Annotated in this window: 15 protein-coding genes; 1 reads left to right on the plus strand and 14 read right to left on the minus strand. The window is 66.4% G+C overall.

Features of this window, described 5'->3' with window-relative positions:
- Window position 1: 1 nt before the first annotated feature.
- The 12 genes from murC to coq7 form a co-directional block, all read right to left on the minus strand.
- Window positions 2-1,399 (minus strand): UDP-N-acetylmuramate--L-alanine ligase, encoded by a 1,398-nt coding sequence (gene murC / locus BSE24067_RS12900; protein ID WP_151068184.1) that lies wholly within the window; start codon window positions 1,397-1,399, stop codon window positions 2-4.
- The gene (murG, locus tag BSE24067_RS12905; protein ID WP_151068185.1) at window positions 1,396-2,499 is read right to left on the minus strand and encodes an undecaprenyldiphospho-muramoylpentapeptide beta-N-acetylglucosaminyltransferase; all 1,104 of its coding nucleotides are present in this window, start codon (window positions 2,497-2,499) and stop codon (window positions 1,396-1,398) included. Before murG ends, murC begins: the two co-directional genes overlap by 4 nt.
- Window positions 2,496-3,779 (minus strand): putative lipid II flippase FtsW, encoded by a 1,284-nt coding sequence (gene ftsW / locus BSE24067_RS12910; protein ID WP_151068186.1) that lies wholly within the window; start codon window positions 3,777-3,779, stop codon window positions 2,496-2,498. The genes murG and ftsW overlap by 4 nt, the downstream gene beginning before the upstream one ends.
- Window positions 3,776-5,287: a UDP-N-acetylmuramoyl-L-alanine--D-glutamate ligase gene (gene murD / locus BSE24067_RS12915; protein WP_151068187.1), complete on the minus strand. Its 1,512-nt coding sequence runs from the start codon at window positions 5,285-5,287 to the stop codon at window positions 3,776-3,778. The genes ftsW and murD overlap by 4 nt, the downstream gene beginning before the upstream one ends.
- A 28-nt stretch (window positions 5,288-5,315) precedes the next feature.
- A complete protein-coding gene (gene mraY / locus BSE24067_RS12920) occupies window positions 5,316-6,485 on the minus strand; it encodes a phospho-N-acetylmuramoyl-pentapeptide-transferase (protein ID WP_121858548.1) in 1,170 nt (389 codons plus the stop codon).
- A gap of 16 nt (window positions 6,486-6,501) precedes the next feature.
- A complete protein-coding gene (locus BSE24067_RS12925; protein WP_174904774.1) occupies window positions 6,502-7,908 on the minus strand; it encodes a UDP-N-acetylmuramoyl-tripeptide--D-alanyl-D-alanine ligase in 1,407 nt (468 codons plus the stop codon).
- The gene (locus BSE24067_RS12930; RefSeq protein WP_151068321.1) at window positions 7,905-9,443 is read right to left on the minus strand and encodes a UDP-N-acetylmuramoyl-L-alanyl-D-glutamate--2,6-diaminopimelate ligase; all 1,539 of its coding nucleotides are present in this window, start codon (window positions 9,441-9,443) and stop codon (window positions 7,905-7,907) included. The genes BSE24067_RS12925 and BSE24067_RS12930 overlap by 4 nt, the downstream gene beginning before the upstream one ends.
- Window positions 9,440-11,311 carry a peptidoglycan D,D-transpeptidase FtsI family protein gene (locus BSE24067_RS12935; protein WP_151068322.1) on the minus strand — a complete coding sequence of 624 codons (1,872 nt, stop codon included), beginning with the start codon at window positions 11,309-11,311 and terminating at the stop codon, window positions 9,440-9,442. The genes BSE24067_RS12930 and BSE24067_RS12935 overlap by 4 nt, the downstream gene beginning before the upstream one ends.
- Entirely contained in the window at window positions 11,308-11,649 is a 342-nt protein-coding gene (gene ftsL / locus BSE24067_RS12940; protein ID WP_151068323.1) for a cell division protein FtsL, read from the minus strand. Before ftsL ends, BSE24067_RS12935 begins: the two co-directional genes overlap by 4 nt.
- The gene (rsmH, locus tag BSE24067_RS12945; RefSeq protein ID WP_151068324.1) at window positions 11,646-12,587 is read right to left on the minus strand and encodes a 16S rRNA (cytosine(1402)-N(4))-methyltransferase RsmH; all 942 of its coding nucleotides are present in this window, start codon (window positions 12,585-12,587) and stop codon (window positions 11,646-11,648) included. Before rsmH ends, ftsL begins: the two co-directional genes overlap by 4 nt.
- Before the next feature lie 23 nt (window positions 12,588-12,610).
- Window positions 12,611-13,039, minus strand: coding sequence for a division/cell wall cluster transcriptional repressor MraZ (gene mraZ / locus BSE24067_RS12950; RefSeq protein WP_006487094.1), 429 nt, complete (start codon window positions 13,037-13,039; stop codon window positions 12,611-12,613).
- A gap of 388 nt (window positions 13,040-13,427) precedes the next feature.
- Window positions 13,428-14,054 carry a 2-polyprenyl-3-methyl-6-methoxy-1,4-benzoquinone monooxygenase gene (gene coq7, locus BSE24067_RS12955; protein WP_151068325.1) on the minus strand — a complete coding sequence of 209 codons (627 nt, stop codon included), beginning with the start codon at window positions 14,052-14,054 and terminating at the stop codon, window positions 13,428-13,430.
- 278 nt (window positions 14,055-14,332) lie between these two features.
- On the opposite strand from coq7, the gene BSE24067_RS12960 reads away from it, so the two are divergent.
- The gene (locus BSE24067_RS12960; protein WP_151068326.1) at window positions 14,333-15,490 is read left to right on the plus strand and encodes a porin; all 1,158 of its coding nucleotides are present in this window, start codon (window positions 14,333-14,335) and stop codon (window positions 15,488-15,490) included.
- A gap of 365 nt (window positions 15,491-15,855) precedes the next feature.
- Here the strand turns inward: BSE24067_RS12960 and BSE24067_RS12965 are convergent, their stop codons facing one another.
- Together BSE24067_RS12965 and BSE24067_RS12970 are read right to left on the minus strand one after the other, a co-directional pair.
- Window positions 15,856-17,529 (minus strand): long-chain fatty acid--CoA ligase, encoded by a 1,674-nt coding sequence (locus BSE24067_RS12965; RefSeq protein WP_151068327.1) that lies wholly within the window; start codon window positions 17,527-17,529, stop codon window positions 15,856-15,858.
- A gap of 136 nt (window positions 17,530-17,665) precedes the next feature.
- On the minus strand, window positions 17,666-19,741 hold the full coding sequence (locus tag BSE24067_RS12970; protein ID WP_151068328.1) for a molybdopterin-containing oxidoreductase family protein: 2,076 nt from the start codon (window positions 19,739-19,741) through the stop codon (window positions 17,666-17,668).
- Window positions 19,742-20,168 lie beyond the last annotated feature (427 nt).

The raw sequence follows: 20,168 nt of genomic DNA on the forward strand, positions 1-20,168 counted from the left end.
GTCATCCCTTCTGTTGCGTGTTCTGCACGATCTTCGCCGGCACGCCGCCGATCGAACCCGCGCCCATCGTGATCACCACGTCGCCGTTCTGCGCGACTTTCGCCAATGCGTCCGGCACGTCGTCGACCGTCGCGACGAACACCGGGTCGACCTTCCCCACCGCGCGCAGCGCACGCGACAGCGCGTCGCCGTTGGCCGTCGCGATCGCCGCCTCGCCGGCCGCGTAGACTTCCGTCAGCACCAGCGCGTCGACCGTCGACAGCACGTTGACGAAGTCGTCGAAGCAGTCGCGCGTGCGCGTGTAGCGGTGCGGCTGGAACGCCAGCACCAGGCGGCGGCCCGGGAACGCGCCGCGCGCGGCCGCGATCGTCGCGGCCATCTCGACCGGGTGGTGGCCGTAGTCGTCGATCAGTGTGTACTGGCCGCCGTCCGCGGTCGGCACTTCGCCGTAGCGCTGGAAGCGCCGGCCGACGCCGTTGAATTCCGCCAGCGCGAGCTGGATCGCGTCGTCCGACACGCCGAGATCGGTCGCGATCGCGATCGCCGCGAGCGCGTTCTGCACGTTGTGCAGGCCCGGCAGGTTCAGCACGACCGCGAGCGGCGGCCGCCCTTCGCGGATCACCGTGAACTGCATGCGGCCGTCGCGCGCGTCGATGTCCTCCGCACGCACCTGCGCGTCCGGCGACAGCCCGTAGCGCACGACCGGCTTCGAGATGAACGGGATGATCTGCCGCACGTTCGGATCGTCGACGCACACGACCGCGCTGCCGTAGAACGGCAGCCGCTGCGTGAATTCGATGAACGCCTGCTTGAGCCGCGCGAAATCGTGGCCGTAGGTGTCCATGTGATCGGCGTCGATGTTCGTGATGACTTCGATCACCGGATACAGGTTCAGGAACGACGCGTCCGACTCGTCGGCCTCGGCGACGATGAAGTCGCCCGTGCCGAGCCGCGCGTTCGCGCCGGCGCTGATCAGGCGGCCGCCGATCACGAACGTCGGATCCAGGCCGCCGGCCGCGAGCACGCTCGCGACGAGGCTCGTCGTCGTGGTCTTGCCGTGCGTGCCGGCGATCGCGATCCCCTGCTTCAGGCGCATCAGCTCCGCGAGCATCACCGCGCGCTGCACGATCGGCACGCGCCGATGGCGCGCGGCCAGCACTTCCGGGTTGTCCGAACGCACGGCCGTCGACACGACGACCGCGTTCGCGCCTTCGATGTTCGCCGCGTCGTGGCCGATCGCGATCCGCGCGCCGAGCGCCTGCAGACGGTCGGTCACCGCGTTGCGCGCCAGGTCCGAGCCGCTGACCTCGTAGCCGAGGTTGACGAGCACTTCGGCGATGCCGCTCATGCCCGCGCCGCCGATCCCGACGAAATGAATGTGTTTGACGATGTGTTTCATTGCAGTATTTCCAGGTTCGCGCCGGCTACCGTCGCGCAGATGCGCGCGACTTCGTCGGTGGCCTCGGGCTTCGCCAATGAGCGCGAACGCTCCGCCATGTCCGCGAGCGACGCCCGCGACTGGCCGCGCAGCCAGTCGGCGAGCAGTTCCGCCGACAGGTCGCGTTGTTGCACCAGCACCGCCGCGCCCGCATCGGCGAGGAACGCGGCGTTGGTCGTCTGGTGATCGTCGACCGCGTACGGGAACGGCACGAACAGCGCCGCGACGCCTACCGCCGCGATCTCCGACACCGTCATCGCGCCGGAGCGGCAGATCACCAGATCCGCCGCTGCATACGCGCTTGCCATGTCGTCGATGAACGGCACGAGCCGCACGTCGTCGCCGCCCGTGAAACCGGCCGCTTCGTAGTTCGCCTTCAGCGCATCGATGTGCTTCGCGCCGGCCTGATGCACGACGCGCGGACGCTCGCCCGGCGCGAGCAGCGCCAGCGCGCGCGGCACGACTTCGTTCAGCGCCGCGGCGCCGAGGCTGCCGCCGACCACCAGCACGTTCAGCGGGCCGCTGCGCGATGCATAGCGTGCTTTGGGCGCTTCCGTGCGCGCAAGTTCCGCGCGAATCGGGTTGCCGGTCCATTCCGCGTGCGGCAGCGCGCCGGGGAACGCGACGAGCACCCGCTTCGCGAATTTCGCGAGCACCTTGTTCGCGAGCCCGGCGATCGAATTCTGTTCGTGCAGCACGAGCGGCCGGCCCGACAGCGCGGTCATCACGCCCGCCGGGAACGTGATGTAGCCGCCCATTCCGAGCACGACGTCCGGCCGCACGCGGCGCAGCGCGCCGAGGCTTTGCCAGCACGCGCGCAGCAGGTTGAACGGCAGCGTCAGCTTGGTCTTCAGGCCCTTGCCGCGCAGCCCGCCGAAGCGCACGTACTCCATCGGAATGCCGTGCTTCGGCACGAGCGTCGCTTCCATTCCGGCCGGATTGCCGAGCCACACGACGCGCCAGCCCGCCGCTTCCATCCGGTGCGCGACCGCGAGCCCCGGGAACACGTGGCCCCCGGTGCCGCCTGCCATCACCATCAGCGTGCGTCGCGACGCGGTCATACTTTCCCTCCGCGCATCAGCACCCGGTTCTCGTAGTCCACCCGCAGCAGCACCGCGAGCGCGACGCAGTTCAGCAGGATGCCCGATCCGCCGTAGCTCACGAGCGGCAACGTCAGCCCCTTGGTCGGCAGCAGGCCGAGGTTCACGCCCATGTTGATGAAGGTCTGCGCGCCGAACCAGATGCCGATGCCCTTCGCCATCAGGCCCGCGAACGTGCGGTCGAGCGCGAGCGCTTGGCGGCCGATCTCGAACGCGCGGCGCACGATCCAGTAGAACAGCAGGATCACGACCAGCACGCCGACGAAGCCGAGTTCCTCGCCGATCACCGCGAGAATGAAGTCGGTATGCGCTTCGGGCAGGTAGTTCAGCTTCTCGACGCTGCCGCCGAGGCCGACGCCGAACCACTCGCCGCGGCCGAACGCGATCAGCGAGTGCGTGAGCTGGTATGCCTTGCCCTGCGCGTAGCGTTCGTCCCATGGATCGAGATACGCGAAGATCCGCTCGCGGCGCCACGGCGACAGCCACACGAGCATCGTGAACGTGCCGACCGCCGTCGCGACCAGGCCGCCGAACAGCTTGCCGTTCACGCCGCCGAGGAACAGCACGCCCATCGCGATCGCGGCGACCACCATGAACGCGCCCATGTCCGGCTCGAGCAGCAACAGCGCGCCGACGAGGCCGACCGCGAACGCCATCGGCAGGAAGCCCTTCGCGAAGCTCTGCATGTACTCCTGCTTGCGCACCGTGTAGTTCGCCGCGTAGATCGTCACCGCGAGCTTCATGATTTCCGACGGCTGCATGTTCGTGATGCCGAGCGGAATCCAGCGGCGTGCACCATTCACGCCCTTGCCGACGTGCGGAATCAGCACGATCACGAGACCGACGAGCGCGATCAGGAACAGATGCGGCGCGTACTTGTCCCACGTCGACACCGGCACGCGGAACGCGATTACCGCCGCGACGAACGCGACGACGAGCGACACGCAGTGACGCATCAGGAACGCGTAGTCGTGATACGACGCGTATTTCGGCGAATCGGGCATCGCGATCGACGCCGAATACACCATCACGACGCCGAGCCCGAGCAGCGCGATCGCGACCCACAGCAGCGAGTAGTCGAAGTCGAGCATCCGCGAGCGGCTCGGCCGCACGCCGTTGACGACGCTCGCCAGGCCGCCGGTCGCGGCGCGCGTGGCCGACGCGACGCGGCCGCCCGCGGCATTACCGCCGGTGTCGCGCCGGTCGTTGAAACGGGAGACGAGGCGATCGGACCAGCTCATGGCGTCGCTCCTTTGTCGATGGCGACTTCATCCACCGCCGCGCGGAACACCTCCGCGCGATGGGCGTAATTCTTGAACATGTCGAGGCTCGCGCACGCGGGCGACAGCAGCACCGCGTCGCCCGGTTCGGCGAGCTCGGCTGCAGCGTGCACGGCCGCTTCGAGCGTCGGGTGGTCCGCAAGCGGCACGCCGGTTTCCGCGAGCGTGTCGCGAATCGCGGGCGCGTCGCGGCCGATCAGCATCACCGCTCGGCACCAGCGTGCAACCGGCGCGACGAGCGGCGCGAAATCCTGGCCCTTGCCGTCGCCGCCCGCGATCAGCACGATCTTCTGCGCGAGGCCGTCGAGCGCGGCAACCGTCGCGCCGACGTTCGTTCCCTTGCTGTCGTCGACATAGTCGACGTCGTCGATCGTCGCGATCACTTCGACGCGATGCGCTTCGCCGCGGTATTCGCGCAGCGCGTGCAGCAGCGGCGCGGCGGGCAGGTCGATCGCACGCGCAAGCGCGAACGCAGCCAGCGCGTTCGCCGCGTTGTGCAGCCCGCGGATGCGCAGCGCGTCGGCCGGCATCAGGCGCTTTTGCGCGATGTCCGGCGTATGCGCGCCGTCGCGCTTGCGCCGGCGGGTCGTCGTCGTTTCGTCCGGCGCGTCGCGGTCGACCGCTTCGACCAGCCACGCGATGCCGTTGTCGCGCGACAGGCCGTAGTCGCCGTCCTGCACCGGTTCGTTCAGGCCGAACGTGATCGTGCGCGCCGCATCGGCGGCGCCGGCGGCCGGCGCGAACTTCATCACCGCCGCGTCGTCGCGGTTCAGCACGCGCGTCGTCGTCGCGCCGAAGATCCGGCCCTTCGCTGCCGCATATGCGTCGAAGCTGCCGTGCCAGTCGAGGTGATCCTGCGTGATGTTGAGAATCGCAGCCGCATCGGGCGCGAACGTGCGCGCGGTCTCGAGCTGGAAGCTCGACAGTTCGAGCACCCACACGTCGGGCAGCGCCGTCTCGTCGATCGCGCTCGCGAGCCGGTCGAGCATCGCCGGGCTGATGTTGCCGGCGACCGCGACCTTCTTGCCCGCGCGCTGGCACAGCAGGCCCGTGAGGCTCGTCGTCGTGGTCTTGCCGTTGGTGCCGGTGATCGCGAGCACCTTCGGCTGATAGCCGCTCGCGCCGAGCGCGCGCAGCGCCTGCGCGAAGAATTCCAGTTCGCCCCACACCGCGATGCCGCGCTCGTTCGCGGCCGCGATCAGCGCCGCCAACGCCGGCTCGAGCGGCGACAGGCCGGGGCTCAGTCCGACGATTTCGATACCGCCGTCGAGCAGCGCGGGCGTGAACGGCCCGCCGACGAACTCCGCATCGATGCCTTCGGCCTGCAGCGCGGCAAGGTTCGGCGGCGCCTCGCGGGTATCGGCAATGCGCAGCCGGCACCCGTGCCTCGCGCACCACCGCGCGATCGCGAGGCCCGATTCCCCGAGCCCCAGCACGAGCACCATCGGCCGCTGCCGATCTCCAAACATCTCGCCAGACATCCTTGTTACCTTTCCTTTACCGCAACTTGAGGGTGGACAGACCGAACAGGCACAGCATCAGCGTGATGATCCAGAAACGCACCACCACCTGCGTTTCCTTCCAGCCGGACAATTCGAAATGGTGATGCAGCGGCGCCATCTTCAGCAGACGCCGCCCTTCGCCGTAACGCTTCTTCGTGTACTTGAACCACGACACCTGCAGCATCACCGACAGCGTTTCCGCGACGAAGATGCCGCCCATGATGAACAGCACGATTTCCTGGCGCACGATCACCGCGACCGTGCCGAGCGCGCCGCCGAGCGCCAGCGCGCCGACGTCGCCCATGAACACCTGCGCGGGGTGCGTGTTGTACCAGAGGAACGCGAGCCCTGCCCCGCCCATCGCCGAGCAGAAGATCAGCAGCTCGCCCGCGCCGGGGATGTGCGGAAACAACAGGTATTTCGAATAGACGGAACTGCCCATCACGTACGCGAACACGCCGAGCGACGCGCCGACCAGCACGACCGGCATGATCACGAGGCCGTCGAGGCCGTCGGTCAGGTTCACCGCGTTGCTCGCGCCGACGATCACGAAGTACGTCAGCACGATGAAGCCCCACACGCCGAGCGGATAGCTGATCGACTTCAGGAACGGCAACATCAGGTCGGCCCGCGCCGGAAGGCCCATCGACAGGCCGCTCCGCACCCACGCCATGAACAGGTCGAACACGCGTACGTTGTTCGCCTCGGACACGCTGAACGCGAGGTAGACGGCCGCGAACAGCCCGATCACCGACTGCCAGAAATACTTCTCGCGCGACGACATCCCGCGCGGATCCTTGTAGACGACCTTGCGATAGTCGTCGACCCAGCCGATCACGCCGAAGCCGAACGTGACGAGCATCACGATCCAGATGAAACGGTTCGTCAGGTCGCCCCACAGCAGCGTCGCGACCGCGATGCCGATCAGGATCAGCACGCCGCCCATCGTCGGCGTGCCCGACTTCACGAGGTGGCTCTGCGGACCGTCCTTGCGCACGGCCTGGCCGACCTTCATTTGCGTCAGCTTGCGGATCACCCACGGTCCGCACACGAGCCCGATCCCGAGCGCCGTGATGGTGGCCCCGACCGCACGAAACGTCAGGTACGTGAACAAGCGCAAAAAGCTTGCGTCTCCTTGCAGCCATTGCGCCAGCGCCAGCAGCATGCTTCCTTCCTTCTACTCAGTGGGCGGCGGGCGCCGTGCCCGCCGCGGGTTGGTTCGTCAGCGCGTCGACCACGCGCTCCATCTTCATGTACCGAGAGCCCTTCACGAGCACCGTCGCTTGCGCGCCGTGGCCAGCCGCGAGCAACGCCGCGACCAGCGCGCCGACGTCGCCGAAATGACGGGCCGTGTCGCCGTACGCAGTGCATGCGTCGCGCGAAGCGTCGCCGAGCGCGAACAGCGCATCGATGCCGCGCTCGCGCGCGTACGCGCCGATCTCGCGGTGGAATGCCGGTCCTTCGTCGCCGACCTCGCCCATGTCGCCGATCACCAGCACGCGCGGCGCCGGTTGCGCGGCCAGCACGTCGATCGCCGCGCGCATCGAGTCGGGATTCGCGTTGTACGTGTCGTCCACGACCGTCGCGCCCGCGAGGCTGCCGACGCTCGCCTGCTTCACCTGCAGACGCCCCTTCACCGGCTCGAACGATTCGAGCCCCTGCTTGATCGCGGACAGCTCGATGCCGGCCGCGAGCGCCGCGGCCGTCGCCGCCAATGCATTGCGTGCGTTGTGCTCGCCGAGCGCGCGCAGCCGCACCGTCACCGAGCCGGACGGCGTGTCGATCGCCAGCTCGCCGCCGTGCAGGCGGCCCGTGACTTGCGCATCGGCCTGCCGATTGGCGTCGTGCAGCGCGAAATCGAGAATCCGGTTGCCGGTCGCCGCGACGCGCCAGATGCCCGCGTATGCATCGTCGGCCGGAAACACCGCGACGCCGTCCGGCGTCAGCGCGTGGATCACGGCCGCGTGTTCGAGCGCGACCGCTTCGACCGTTGCCATGAATTCCTGGTGCTCGCGCTGCGCGTTGTTGACGAGCGCGACGGTCGGCGCGGTAAGGCGCGCGAGGACTTCGGTTTCGCCCGGATGGTTCATGCCGATCTCGATCACCGCGAGACGATGCGCTGCCGACAGGCGCAGCAGCGTCAGCGGCGCGCCGACATCGTTGTTCAGGTTGCCGGCCGTCGCGAGCCGCGCGTCGGCGCCGACTGCCGCTGCCATGATCGACGCGATCATTTCCTTGACCGTCGTCTTGCCGTTGCTGCCGGTGACGGCGACCAGCGGCAGCGCGAAGCGCTTGCGCCAGCCGTGCGCGAGCGCGCCGAGCGCGGCGCGCGTTTCGCCGCCGTCGATCGCCGGCATCGCGAGGCCTGCCGGCACGTGCGCGACGAGCGCCGCGGCCGCGCCGCGCGCGGCCACGTCGACGAGGAAGTCGTGCGCATCGAAGCGCTCGCCCTTCAGCGCGACGAACAGGTCGCCGGGGCCGACCGTGCGGCTGTCCGTCGACACGCGTTCGAACGTGACGGCCGGATCGCCGTGGACGGTCGCGCCGGGAATCAGGCGGGCGGCTTCGCCGAGACTGAGCATCGTCATTCGCCGCCTCCCTTGCCGTGCGTCGCGCGTGCCGCGAGTGCGAGCCGAGCGTGATCCTGATCGGAGAATGCGCGTTTCTTGCCCATGATTTCCTGCGTCGCCTCGTGCCCCTTGCCGGCCAGCACGACGACATCCTCACGCGCGGCGCCGCGCACGGCCTGCAGGATCGCGCTCGCGCGGTCCTCGATGCGGCGTGCGCGATCCGGTTCCGTCATGCCGGCGATGACCTGATCGATGATGCGCTGCGGATCCTCGCTGCGCGGGTTGTCGCTCGTGACGACGACTTCGTCGGCGAGCCGCTCGGCGATCGCGCCCATCAGCGGGCGCTTCGTCGCGTCGCGATCGCCGCCGCAGCCGAACATGCAGACGAGCCGGCCGCCGCGCGCCGCCGCGATCGGGCGCAGCGCGTCGAGCGTCTTCTCGAGCGCATCGGGCGTGTGCGCATAGTCGATCACGACGAGCGGTTCGTCGTTCTGCAGCCGGCCGCCCAGCCGCTGCATGCGGCCGTTGACGGACTCGAGACGCGCGATTTCGGCGATCGCCGCGTCGAACGGCACGTCGGCCGCGAGCAGCGAGCCGAGCACCGCGAGCAGGTTGCTGACGTTGAACGTGCCGAGCGTGCCGACCTCGACGTCCGCGTCACCCCACGACGAGCACAGGCGGAATGCGGTGCCTGTCAGCGTCGCGCGCACATCGCGGGCGACCAGTTCGCGATCGGCGTCGGGCGCCTGCGCGTCACCGATTCCATAGGCGATCGTGCGCACGCGGCCGGCCAGCTTCTCGAGCAGGCGACGGCCGGCTGCGTCGTCGCGATTGACGACCGCCGCGCGCAGGCCGCGCCACGCGAACAGCTTCGCCTTCGCGGCTTCGTACGCGTCGAACGTGCCGTGATAGTCGAGATGATCCTGCGTGAGATTCGTGAAGACGGCGATGTCGAACGCCGTGCCGTTCACACGGCCCTGATGCAGCGCGTGCGACGACACTTCCATCGCGACGGCCTGCGCGCCTGCGGCATGCAGCTGCGCGAGGCTGCGCTGCAACTGCGGCGCGTCCGGCGTCGTGAAGCCGGTCGGCACCAGCTGCCCCGGCATCCCGGTGCCGAGCGTGCCGATCACCGCGCACGGCTGGTGCAGCGCCGTCAGCGCCGCGGCGATCCATTGCGTGCACGACGTCTTGCCGTTCGTGCCGGTCACGCCGATCGCGAGCAGTTCGTCGCTCGGGTCGCCGTACCAGCCGCTGGCGATCTCGCCGGCTAGTTCGTCGAGGGCAGGCACCGCGAGCGCGACGGGTGCCGCCGGCGCGGCCGCGAGGCCTTCCGGCTGATACAGCACGGCGGCCGCGCCGCGCGTGATGGCGTCGGCGATGAACGCGCGATTGTCTGCGCCGTCGACCGCATAGCCGAGAAACACGTCGCCGGCCTGCAGGCTGCGCGTGTCGGCATGCAGTTGCGCCGCGGGGGCCACATGCTGGCGCAGCCACGCGAGCGCGGCTGCGATCTGCTGATGCGCCGGATGGGAACTGCGAGCGGCGCTCATCGAACAACTCCTGGTGAATTACGTGTCGTGCTGGATACGATCATATGCTTTGCGCCGGCGCCCGCGGCGAGCTTCTGCGGGCCCGGCCTGGCGGCACCCGCCTTCGCAGGAGCCGGTGCGCCGCCCTGCGCGTCGTCGGAGACGACGAGCTGCTTGATCGGCATGTTCGGCGGCACGTTCAGCGCACGCATCGTGTCGCCGGCGATCGCCGAGAATACGGGGCCCGACACCTGACCGCCGAAGTGGCTGCCGGCGGTCGGTTCGTCGACGGACACCGCGACGACGATCCGCGGATTCGGCATCGGCGCCATCCCGACGAACGACGCGCGGTACTTGCGCGTGTAGCCGTGGCCTTCGTGCTTGTACGCGGTGCCGCTCTTGCCGCCGACGCGATAGCCCGGCACGGCCGCATCCGGCGACGTGCCGCCAGGCGCGACCACCGTCTCGAGCATCGCGCGCACCTCGCGCGCGGTGGTCGGGTTGAACACCTGCGTGCCCGTGATCTGCTGATTGGGGTCGGTCTTGAAAATGGTCACCGGCATCAGCTCGCCGTCATGCGCGATCGCCGTATAGGCGCGCGCCAGCTGGAACAGCGATACCGACAGGCCGTATCCGTACGACATCGTCGCCTGCTCGATGCGGCGCCAGCTTTTCCACGGACGCAGGCGGCCGGCCGCGGCGCCCGGGAAGCCGACCTTCGGCGCCTGACCGAGGCCGATGCTCGTATACATGTTCCACATTTCCTCGGGCCGCATCGTCATCGCGATCTTCGTCGCACCGATGTTGCTCGACTTCTGGATCACGCCGCCGACCGTCAGCGTGCCGAAACCCGCATCGTCGGTGATCGGCGCGCCGTCGAGCACGAAGTGCCCGTTGCCCGTCTCGACGAGCGTGTTCGGCGTCACGCGATGCAGGTCGAGCGCGAGCGACACCGTGAACGGCTTCATGATCGAGCCCGGCTCGAACACGTCGGTCAGGATCCGGTTGCGCAGTTGCTCGCCGGTCAGGCGCGTGCGGTCGTTCGGGTTGTAGGTCGGATAATTGACGAGCGCGAGCACCTCGCCCGTGCGCACGTCGACGACCATCGCCGCGCCGGCCTTCGCCTTGAACTTCTCGACCGCGGCCTTCAGGTTCGCATACGCGATGTACTGGATCTTGCTGTCGATCGACAGATCGACGTCCGTGCCGTTGTGCGGCGGGATCTGTTCGGCCACGTCCTCGACGATGTGCCCCAGCCGGTCCTTGATCACGCGACGCACGCCCGACGTACCGGACAGCATCTTCTGGTCGCCGAGCTCGACGCCTTCCTGCCCTTCGTCCTCGACGTTCGTGAAGCCGATCAGGTGCGCAGTGATCTCGCCTTCCGGATAGAAGCGCTTGTATTCGTTGCGCTGGTAGACGCCCGGGATGTCGAGCGCGGCGACCTTGTCGGCGACGTCGATCGGCACCTGCCGCTTCACGTAGACGAAACCCTTGTCTTCGGACAGCTTCACGCGGAGTTCCTTCGGCGTCATGCCGAGGAGCTTGCCGAGCTGAGCGATCTTGTTCGCGTCGAGATCGTCCGGCACCGCGTCGGGAATGGCCCAGATCGCGCGCACGGGCAGGCTCGTCGCGAGCACGAGCCCGTTACGGTCGAGGATCTTGCCGCGCGTGGCCGGCAGCTCGATCGTGCGCTGATAGCGGCTTTCGCCCTGCTTCTGATAGAACGCGTTGCCGGGCCCCTGGATCCAGAACGCGCGCGCGGCGAGCGCGACGAACGCCATGAACAGCAGGAACACGACGAGCTTCGAGCGCCACATCGGCAGGTGCACGCCGAGCACGGGGCTCGACGAGAATTTCACGTCCTGGCGCTTTTGCGACGGTTTCATCGCGCGCCTCCGCTACCCTTCGTGGCCGTGTCGGCCGAAGCGGGAATCGGCGCGTCGATCGCCTTCGCGGCGCCCGGCGGCAGCGTCAGGTACTGCGTGCGGCCCGTCGTGACCGGCTGCATCTTCAGCGAATCGTTCGCGATCTGCTCGATCCGCGACGTCTTCGACAACGCGCTCTGCTGATATTGGAGCTGCGCATAGTCCTGCTGGAGCTGACGCTCCTGCGATTGCGCACGCTGCAGCTGAATGAAGATCTGGCGTTGCTGGTTCGTCGAGTTGACGACCGACAGCGCGCATCCCATCACGATGATCAGCAGGAAGATGTTGAAGCGGCTCATGGCGTGACGCGCTCCGCAATGCGCATCACGGCTGACCGGGCGCGCGGATTCGCGGCGACTTCCGCTTCGCTCGGGAACTGACGGCTGATGATCTTGAGCGGCGGGCTCGGGAGGTCGACCGCGCGGATCGGCAGGCGGCGATCGACCGCAGGCGCACTCGCGTGCGCCTGCATGAATCGCTTGACGATCCGGTCCTCGAGTGAATGAAAGCTGATGACCACCAGCCGCCCCCCTTGCTCCAGCAACGACAACGCCGCGTCTAGTACGACTTGCAGGTCCGCAAGCTCTTGATTGACGTGAATCCGTATAGCCTGAAAGGTGCGGGTTGCCGGATCCTTGCCCTTCTCACGGGTTTTGACGACGTGACCCACGATTTGGGCAAGCTCGCCCGTGGTGTCGAGAGGCCCAAGACGGTCGGACTCTGCCCGGCGAGCAACAAGCGCCTTTGCAATCTGAAAAGCAAACCGTTCTTCCCCATAATCCCGTATCACCTCCGTCAATTCCTGCACCGAAGCCCGCGCAAGCCATTCGGCCGCCGACTCGCCACGCGTCGGATCCATCCGCATGTCCAGCGGACCATCCGCACGGAAGCTGAAGCCGCGCGCCGGATCGTCCACCTGTGGCGAGGACACGCCCAGGTCCAGCAACACACCCGACACCTTCTCGACACCGCGCGCCGCCAGCGCGTCGCGCATCGATGCAAAGCTGTCGTGAACGATCGAGAAGCGCGCATCCTCGATGCGCTGCGCCGTCTCGATCGCCCTCGGATCCTTGTCGAACGCGATCAGCCGCCCGGCCGGCCCGAGCCGCGCGAGCACCGCGCGGCTATGGCCGCCGCGCCCGAACGTGCCGTCGACATAGGTGCCGTCCGGCCGCGTGACGAGCGAGTCGACCGCCTCGTCCAGCAATACGGTCCGATGCTGCAATTCGTTTCCCATCGCGGGCGTCTCCGTCACCGCAATCAGAACGTGAAGTTCTTCAGCGCGTCGGGCATGCCCTGCGCCATCGCTGCCTGCTCCTTCGCGTTGTAGGTCTGCGAATCCCACAGCTCGAAGTGACTACCCATTCCCAACAACATGACTTCCTTTTCCAATCCGGCCGCCATCCGCAGCTCGGGCGATACGAGAATCCGGCCTGCGCTGTCGAGATCGACGTCCATCGCATTGCCGAGAAAAATCCGCCGCCACCAATGCGCGTCCATCGGCAGCGCGGCGATCTTGGCGCGGAATACTTCCCATTCGGGGCGCGGAAACAGCAACAGGCAGCCGTCCGGGTGCTTGGTCACAGTCACCCGTCCTTCTGCCTGTCCTTGCAGCGCTTCGCGATAGCGAGCCGGCACCGACATCCGCCCTTTCGCATCGAGCGTCAGCGCCGACGCCCCTTGGAACACTTTCCGCTCTCCCGTTCAGGGCACCGAAGCACCCGCTCAACGCTCAAGAATTTAGCCCGAACAGCCTGCCAAATCACACAAAAATACACTTTCTCACACTGTCTCCCACTTTAGAGGAAGGGTTTGGCACGGTCAAGGGAGCGGCCCGGTTTTTTGACGAATTTTGTTAGTCAGAACAAGGACTTACGCGCACATGCTCATGCGGCCCCTCATCCCGAAAACCGTTATAAATGAATGAGCTAGTGCAACTTGTGAAGGTGATACGTGAGAAAGGCGGGCCAGACTGGCGTGTGGACGGGGCTTTCGGGGGCGGGAAAACGCGGAAAAAACGGGCGGTATCGGAAGCGGCGAACCGGGCGCGACGTCGTGCGCCGCCCCGGCCCGAACGTCACAGATAGTACGCGGTGCTCGTCATGATCTTCGACGCGGCGCGCATCAGCATCCGCGCGGGCAGCGGCAATTCGATCCCGCCCGCGTCGGTTGCGGCCTTGCCGTGCTTCACCTCGTCCAGACGCATCTGCTCGACGATCGCGCGCGACGCCGTGTCGGTCGCCGGCAAATCGGACAGGTGTCCGTCGAGGTGGCTCTCGACCTGACGCTCCGTCTCGGCCATGAAGCCGAGGCTGACCTTGTCGCCCAGCGTGCCGGCCGCGACGCCGATCGCAAGCGCGCCGGCGTACCACAGCGGGTTGAGCAGGCTCGGGCGCGAATCGAGTTCCTTCAGCCGGTGCGCGGTCCACGCGAGATGGTCTTCCTCCTCGCGCGCGGCTTCCTCGAACATCGCCTTCGACGACGCCGAGCGCGCGGTCAGCTTCTGCGCCTGGTAAAGCGCCTGCGCGCAGACCTCGCCCACATGGTTCACGCGCATCAGCCCGGCCGCGTGCGTACGCTCCGCGGGCGTCATTTCGCCGGCGGGCGTCTCCGCCGGCACGGGCACCGGGCGGCTCATCCGGCTAATGCCGGTCAGCGATCGCAGGCCGCGATCGAATTCGCTGATCAGTTCATCCAACACCATCCTGTTCTCCTGGCTGCGTGTGCTGCCGCGGGCGGCAAAGGCACGTGCTCCGCTGCGTAACCGACTTGATTATTCAGCGGAAATTGCGGTTAACCCGTGATTTTAACCATTGTTGCATAAAGGAAACATGGCGGCCTTGCGCCACGGCATTTCGCTTTGTCGGAAAAAACGGCTTTGCTACATTACGTGCGACTTCTTGCGAAGTTGATGGGGCCCGTCAACACACCATAACTATCCGCCCCGCCAAAAAAAATTCAGTGATTCTTGGAGATCCGTTAATGAAAAAGTCGCTTCTCGCGCTCGTCGCGCTGGGCGCGTTTGCTGGCGCAGCCCATGCGCAAAGCAGCGTGACGCTTTACGGCATCATCGATGAAGGTTTCATCTTCAACAACAACGCCAAGGGCGGCCACCTGTACGGCCTGTCGAGCGGCGTGATGCAAGGCAGCCGCTTCGGCCTGCGCGGCACGGAAGACCTGGGCGGCGGCCTGAAGGCGATCTTCGTGCTCGAGAACGGTTTTGACGTCAACTCCGGCAAACTCGGCCAGGGCGGCCTGATGTTCGGCCGTCAGGCTTACGTCGGCCTGTCGAGCCAGTTCGGTACGGTCACGCTGGGCCGCCAGTACGATTCCGTCGTCGACTTCGTCGGCCCGCTGGAGGCAGGCGATCAGTGGGGCGGCTACATTGCAGCTCACCCGGGCGACCTCGACAACTTCAACAACGCATATCGCGTGAACAACGCGATCAAGTACACGAGCCCGACCTACGGCGGCTTCTCGTTCGGCGGCTTGTACAGCTTCGGCGGCCAGGCTGGCCAGTTCTCGAAGAACCAGGTCTGGTCGCTCGGCGCCGGCTACAACAACGGCCCGCTGGTATTGGGTGTCGGCTACTTGAACGCACGCACGCCGGCAAACTTCGGCGGCATGTTCAACACCGGCGCGTCGGCTGCCGCGACGGCCGTGTCGTCGCCGGTCTACGGCGCGTACGCGAACAGCGCGAACACGTATCAGGTCATCGGTGCGGGCGGCGCATACACGTTCGGTGCAGCGACGATCGGCGCGACGTACTCGAACACGAAGTTCAAGGGCTTCTCGGTCGGTCCGTTCGTGAACCAGACCGCGACGTTCAACAACGGCGAAATCAACTTCAAGTATCAGCTGACCCCGGCGCTGATCGTCGGCGCCGCGTACGACTACACGCAAGGCAGCAAGATCGACGGCAACTCGGCAGCCAAGTACCACCAGGGCTCGCTGGGCGTCGACTACTTCCTGTCGAAGCGCACCGACGTCTACGTGATCGGCGTGTACCAGCATGCTTCGGGCAATGCGCTCGACTCGGCCGGCCATATCGTTCAGGCACATGCATCGATCAATGGCCTCGACCCGTCGAGCACCAGCAACCAGGTCGCAGCACGCGTCGGCATCCGTCACAAGTTCTAATCAGCTTGCCTGACAAGCCGCAGCATATTGAAGGCGCCTTCGGGCGCCTTTTTCTTTTTGGGGCTACGAAAGCGGTGTGCGAGGCGGCGGGCGGCATGGTCCTCCCCGCCTCGCTCATGGCGATGACCCGGTCACGGTGCTGAACGGGCGCGAACGCCGGCGTCGCGCAGCGTGCGTCGGGATGCCCGCGCCGTTCGATTGGGGCGCTCCAGTATGTCCGAGCGACGCGTTCCGGCGGCCAATCGGCGCCGGGTCGCACGAGCCTCGTTCACGCGACAGTCGCATGGCGGCGCCCAGCGCAACGTCCGCGCCAAAAACAAAAACGCCCGGCGCTGAGGCCGGGCTCGCTGGTTCGATGTCACGCGTTATGCGCGTCCGTCACGCAATTCACGCCGCAAGATCTTGCCGACGTTCGTCTTCGGCAGCTCGGTGCGGAACTCGACCAGCTTCGGACGCTTGTAGCCGGTGAGCCGCTCCTTGCAGTACGCGAGGATGTCCTTGTCGGTGAGCGCCGGATCCTTCTTCACGACGAACAGCTTCACCGCTTCGCCCGAATGCTCGTCGGGCACGCCGACGGCTGCCACCTCGAACACGCCGGGATGCGACGCCACGACGTCCTCGACCTCGTTCGGATACACGTTGAAGCCGGATACGAGGATCATGTCCTTCTTCCGGTCGACGATCTTCACGTAACCGCGCGCGTCCATCACGCCGACGTCGCCAGTCTTGAAGAAACCGTCCGGAAACATGACCTTCGCGGTTTCTTCCGGACGGTTCCAGTAGCCGGCCATCACCTGCGGGCCGCGGATACAGATCTCGCCCGGCTCGCCGAGCGCGACGTCGTTGCCGGCGTCGTCGCGGATCGCGACTTCTGTCGACGGCAGCGGCAGGCCGATCGTTGCGCTGTACTCGGTCGCCGTCACGGGGTTGCAGGTCGCGACCGGCGACGTTTCCGACAGCCCATAGCCTTCGACGATCGCCGTATGGGTCTTTTCGTACCAGCGCTTCGCGACCCCTTCCTGGATCGCCATGCCGCCGCCGTTCGCGATCGCGAGCTTCGACAGGTCGAGCTGGTCGAAATCGGGATGGTTCAGCAGCGCGTTGTACAGCGTGTTGACGGCCGGAATCGTCGAGATCTGATAGCCCTTCAGTTCCTTGATCATCCCGCCGATGTCGCGCGGGTTCGGGATCAGGACGCCCATGCCGCCCGTGCGCATCGTCAAGAACCCGCACACCGTCAGCGCAAACACGTGATAGAGCGGCAGCGCGACGACCGTCACGAACTGCTTCACGTCCGGGTACTTTTCGTGCGCCGGATGGTGCCACGCGGCTGCCTGCAGCACGTTCGACACGATGTTCCGGTGCAGCAGCGTCGCGCCCTTCGCAACCCCGGTCGTGCCGCCCGTGTACTGCAGAAACGCGACGTCGTCAGGGCCGAGCGTCTGCGGCTTGAAGGTCAGCCGCGCGCCTTCCGATAGTGCGGCCTTGAAGCGCGCATACGACGGCAGCTGCCACGCGGGCACCATCTTCTTCACGTTGCGCACGACGTAGTTGACGAGCCAGCCCTTGATGCCGAGCAGGTCGCCCATCGACGCGACCACGACATGCTTGACCGCGGTATTCGCGATGACGGCCTGTAGCGTCGACGCGAAATTCTCGAGGATCACGATCGCCTCTGCTCCGCTGTCCTTCAACTGATGCTCGAGCTCGCGCGGCGTATAGAGCGGATTGACGTTGACGACCGTGTAGCCGGCGCGCAGCACCGCGACGATCGCGACCGGGTACTGGAGCACGTTCGGCATCATCAGCGCGACGCGGGCGCCGCGCTTCAGGCCGCGCGACTGCAGCCACGCGCCGAACTGGCGCGACAGCACGTCGAGTTCGCCGTACGTGATGCGCTTGCCCATGCAGACGAACGCGACGCGGTCGCGATACTGCGTGAAGCTTTCGTCGAGAAGAGCCGGGATGGAAGGATACGGAGACGCGTCAATTTCGGCTGGAACGCCGGGTGGGTACGATTTCAGCCAAATTTTGTCCATGCCGCGCGTCTCCTCACAGATTTTCGAATGGTCGTGCTAAAACGCATCGTAACGGCTCGCCCGTCCCGAGACAACAGGGTTAGATGCCCACTTCGAACTTTCGAACGAATTCTTCCGATCATATCGTCAAGTTCGGCTAAGCCCGCTCAACTTCTACGAGACAGTCGTAAAACGTCGCCGAATTGCCGAGGTCGGTCAGTGCCTGGCTCGTCAGTTCGTTTGCGTTCCGGCCGTCCGCCGACAACTTCTTCCACCAGATCGACAGCCCGACGACGAGTCCCTTCCGCGCGCGATCGGTAACTCTCGCGACGGCCTGCATCGATCCACGGTCGTTGAAGATGCGAACGACGTCGCCGTCCTCGATGCCGCGCGCATCGGCGTCGGCGGGATGCATGTCGAGGTGCGGCTCGCCTTCGGTGCTGCGCAGGCTATCCACGTTCACGAACGTGCTGTTCAGGAAGTTCCGGGCCGGAGGCGAAATCATCGCGAGCGGGTAGCGGGCGGCGAGTTCGGGCGCGGCCTCTGCCGATTCGAACGGCGGCAGGTAGTCGGGCACCGGGCCCATGCCCATCTGCTCGAGGCGCGCGCTGTAGAACTCGCATTTGCCGGACGGCGTGCGAAAGCCGCCATTCGCGAATGGCGCGTCCGCCATCTTGAGCTTCAACCAGCCCGCTCGCTTCAGCGTGTCCCAATCGCTGTCGAGCGCCGGGTCGTCCCACCGCAGCGCCGCCTGCGCGACCTCTTCGTCGCTGTGATAAAGCGCGGGCTCGTCGAGCCCCATGCTGCGCGCGATGCCGCGAAAGATTTCGGTGTTCGGCCGCGCTTCGCCGACCGGCGGAATCGCCGGCAGATTTGCCATCACGTACGTGTGGCCGTACGACTTATGGACGTCGAGATGCTCGAGCTGCGTCGTGGCCGGCAGCACAATGTCGGCGAAATCGGCGGTATCTGTCTTGAAGTGCTCCAGAACCACCGTGAACAGATCGTCGCGTGCAAAACCGGCGGCCACTTTCGACGAGTCCGGTGCGACTGCAACCGGATTCGAGTTGTAGACGATCATCGCTTCGATCCTCGGCCCGAAAGCCGCATCGCCGGGGTGCAGCAGCGCGTCGCCGATCGCATTCATGTTGATGATGCGCGGGAGTTTGTGCGGCCAGCCGGGCATCAGATCCGGACGCAGTAGCGCTGCCTGATTGATCGGGGCAGATTGCGATGACGACAACAGCAACCCACCGGCGCGGTCACGCCATGCCCCTGTCAGCGCGGGCAAGCTGGCGATCGCGCGCACGGCGTTGCCGCCGCCGCGGACGCGCTGCATGCCGTAATTCAGGCGGATCGACGCCTTGCGCGTCGCGCCGTAACGGCGTGCAAGATCGATCAGCGCCGACGCTTCGACGCCGCAGATCTGTGCGACACGCTCGGGCGGATACGACAGCGCTCGCGCCTTCAGCGCATCGAAACCGAGCGTATGGCGCGCGATGTAGTCATGATCGAGCAGATCTTCCGTGATCAGCACATGCATCATGCCGAGTGCGAAAGCGCCGTCGGTGCCCGGCTTCAGTGCGATATGCTGATGGCACTTTTCTGCCGTCAGCGAGCGATACGGATCGATTGCGACCAGGCGCGCGCCGCGCCGCTTGGCTTCCTGCGCACGGGTCCAGAAGTGCAAGCTCGATGCGATCGGATTAGCGCCCCAGATCAGGATCAACTCGCTTTCCTCGAAATGCTCGAGGTGCATGCCGACGCTCGCGCCGTACGTATAGTGCAGCCCTGCTGCGCCCGCCGCAGCGCAAATTGTCCGTTCGAGCCTTGACGCGCCGATTTTGTGGAAGAACCGCTGCGCGATACCCTCGCCTTGGACGAGCCCCATTGTTCCTGCGTAGCTGTACGGCACGATCGCCTCCGGCGCGCGCGCGGCGATTTCACCGAGGCGGCGACCGATCTCGTCGAGCGCTTCACGCCAGCTGATCGGCAGGAAGCGCCCTTCCCCCTTCACACCGACGCGCTTGAGCGGGACGGTCAAACGGTCGGGATGATGAACGCGGTCGGCATATCGGCTGACTTTCGTACACAACACGCCCTGCGTAGGCGGATGGTCCGGGTCGCCAGCGACCTTGATCGCCCTGCCGTTTTCGACGGTCACGCGCATTGCGCACGTATCCGGACAGTCGTGCGGGCAGACGGCCCGTGCTATCTGAGTGGAGGCGTTCATCGTTGTGGATGCTGCTGGTGGAGACTCGCAGATTCTACGTGGAAGGGCCGAATGACGCGTCGCTTTGCGGGAATTTCCGTGGAGTTTGACGACGAAGCGGCGCCGAAGGAGGATGAATATCGGTGCTGGATCGGCTTCGTAATGGCGAGGCGGCGATGAAGGTGGGAGCGGGACTGGCTCGAACTTGAACGGTGAGCGACTTACGTCTATGGAAAGTCTGAGGGGTGCGCTACGCGCAGACGCCGGCGTCGTGCCAATGCGCTGCCGCACAACTGCACACTGCACACGTCATTTCCGGCGCCACAAATGCAAAAACCCCCGCCTTGTCGGGCGGGGGTTTCTGGCTTGAGGGGAGCCTGACGATTACCTACTTTCACACGGGAATCCGCACTATCATCGGCGTAGAGTCGTTTCACGGTCCTGTTCG

The sequence above is a fragment of the Burkholderia latens genome, assembly GCF_902499045.1.
Taxonomy (GTDB): Bacteria; Pseudomonadota; Gammaproteobacteria; order Burkholderiales; family Burkholderiaceae; genus Burkholderia; species Burkholderia latens.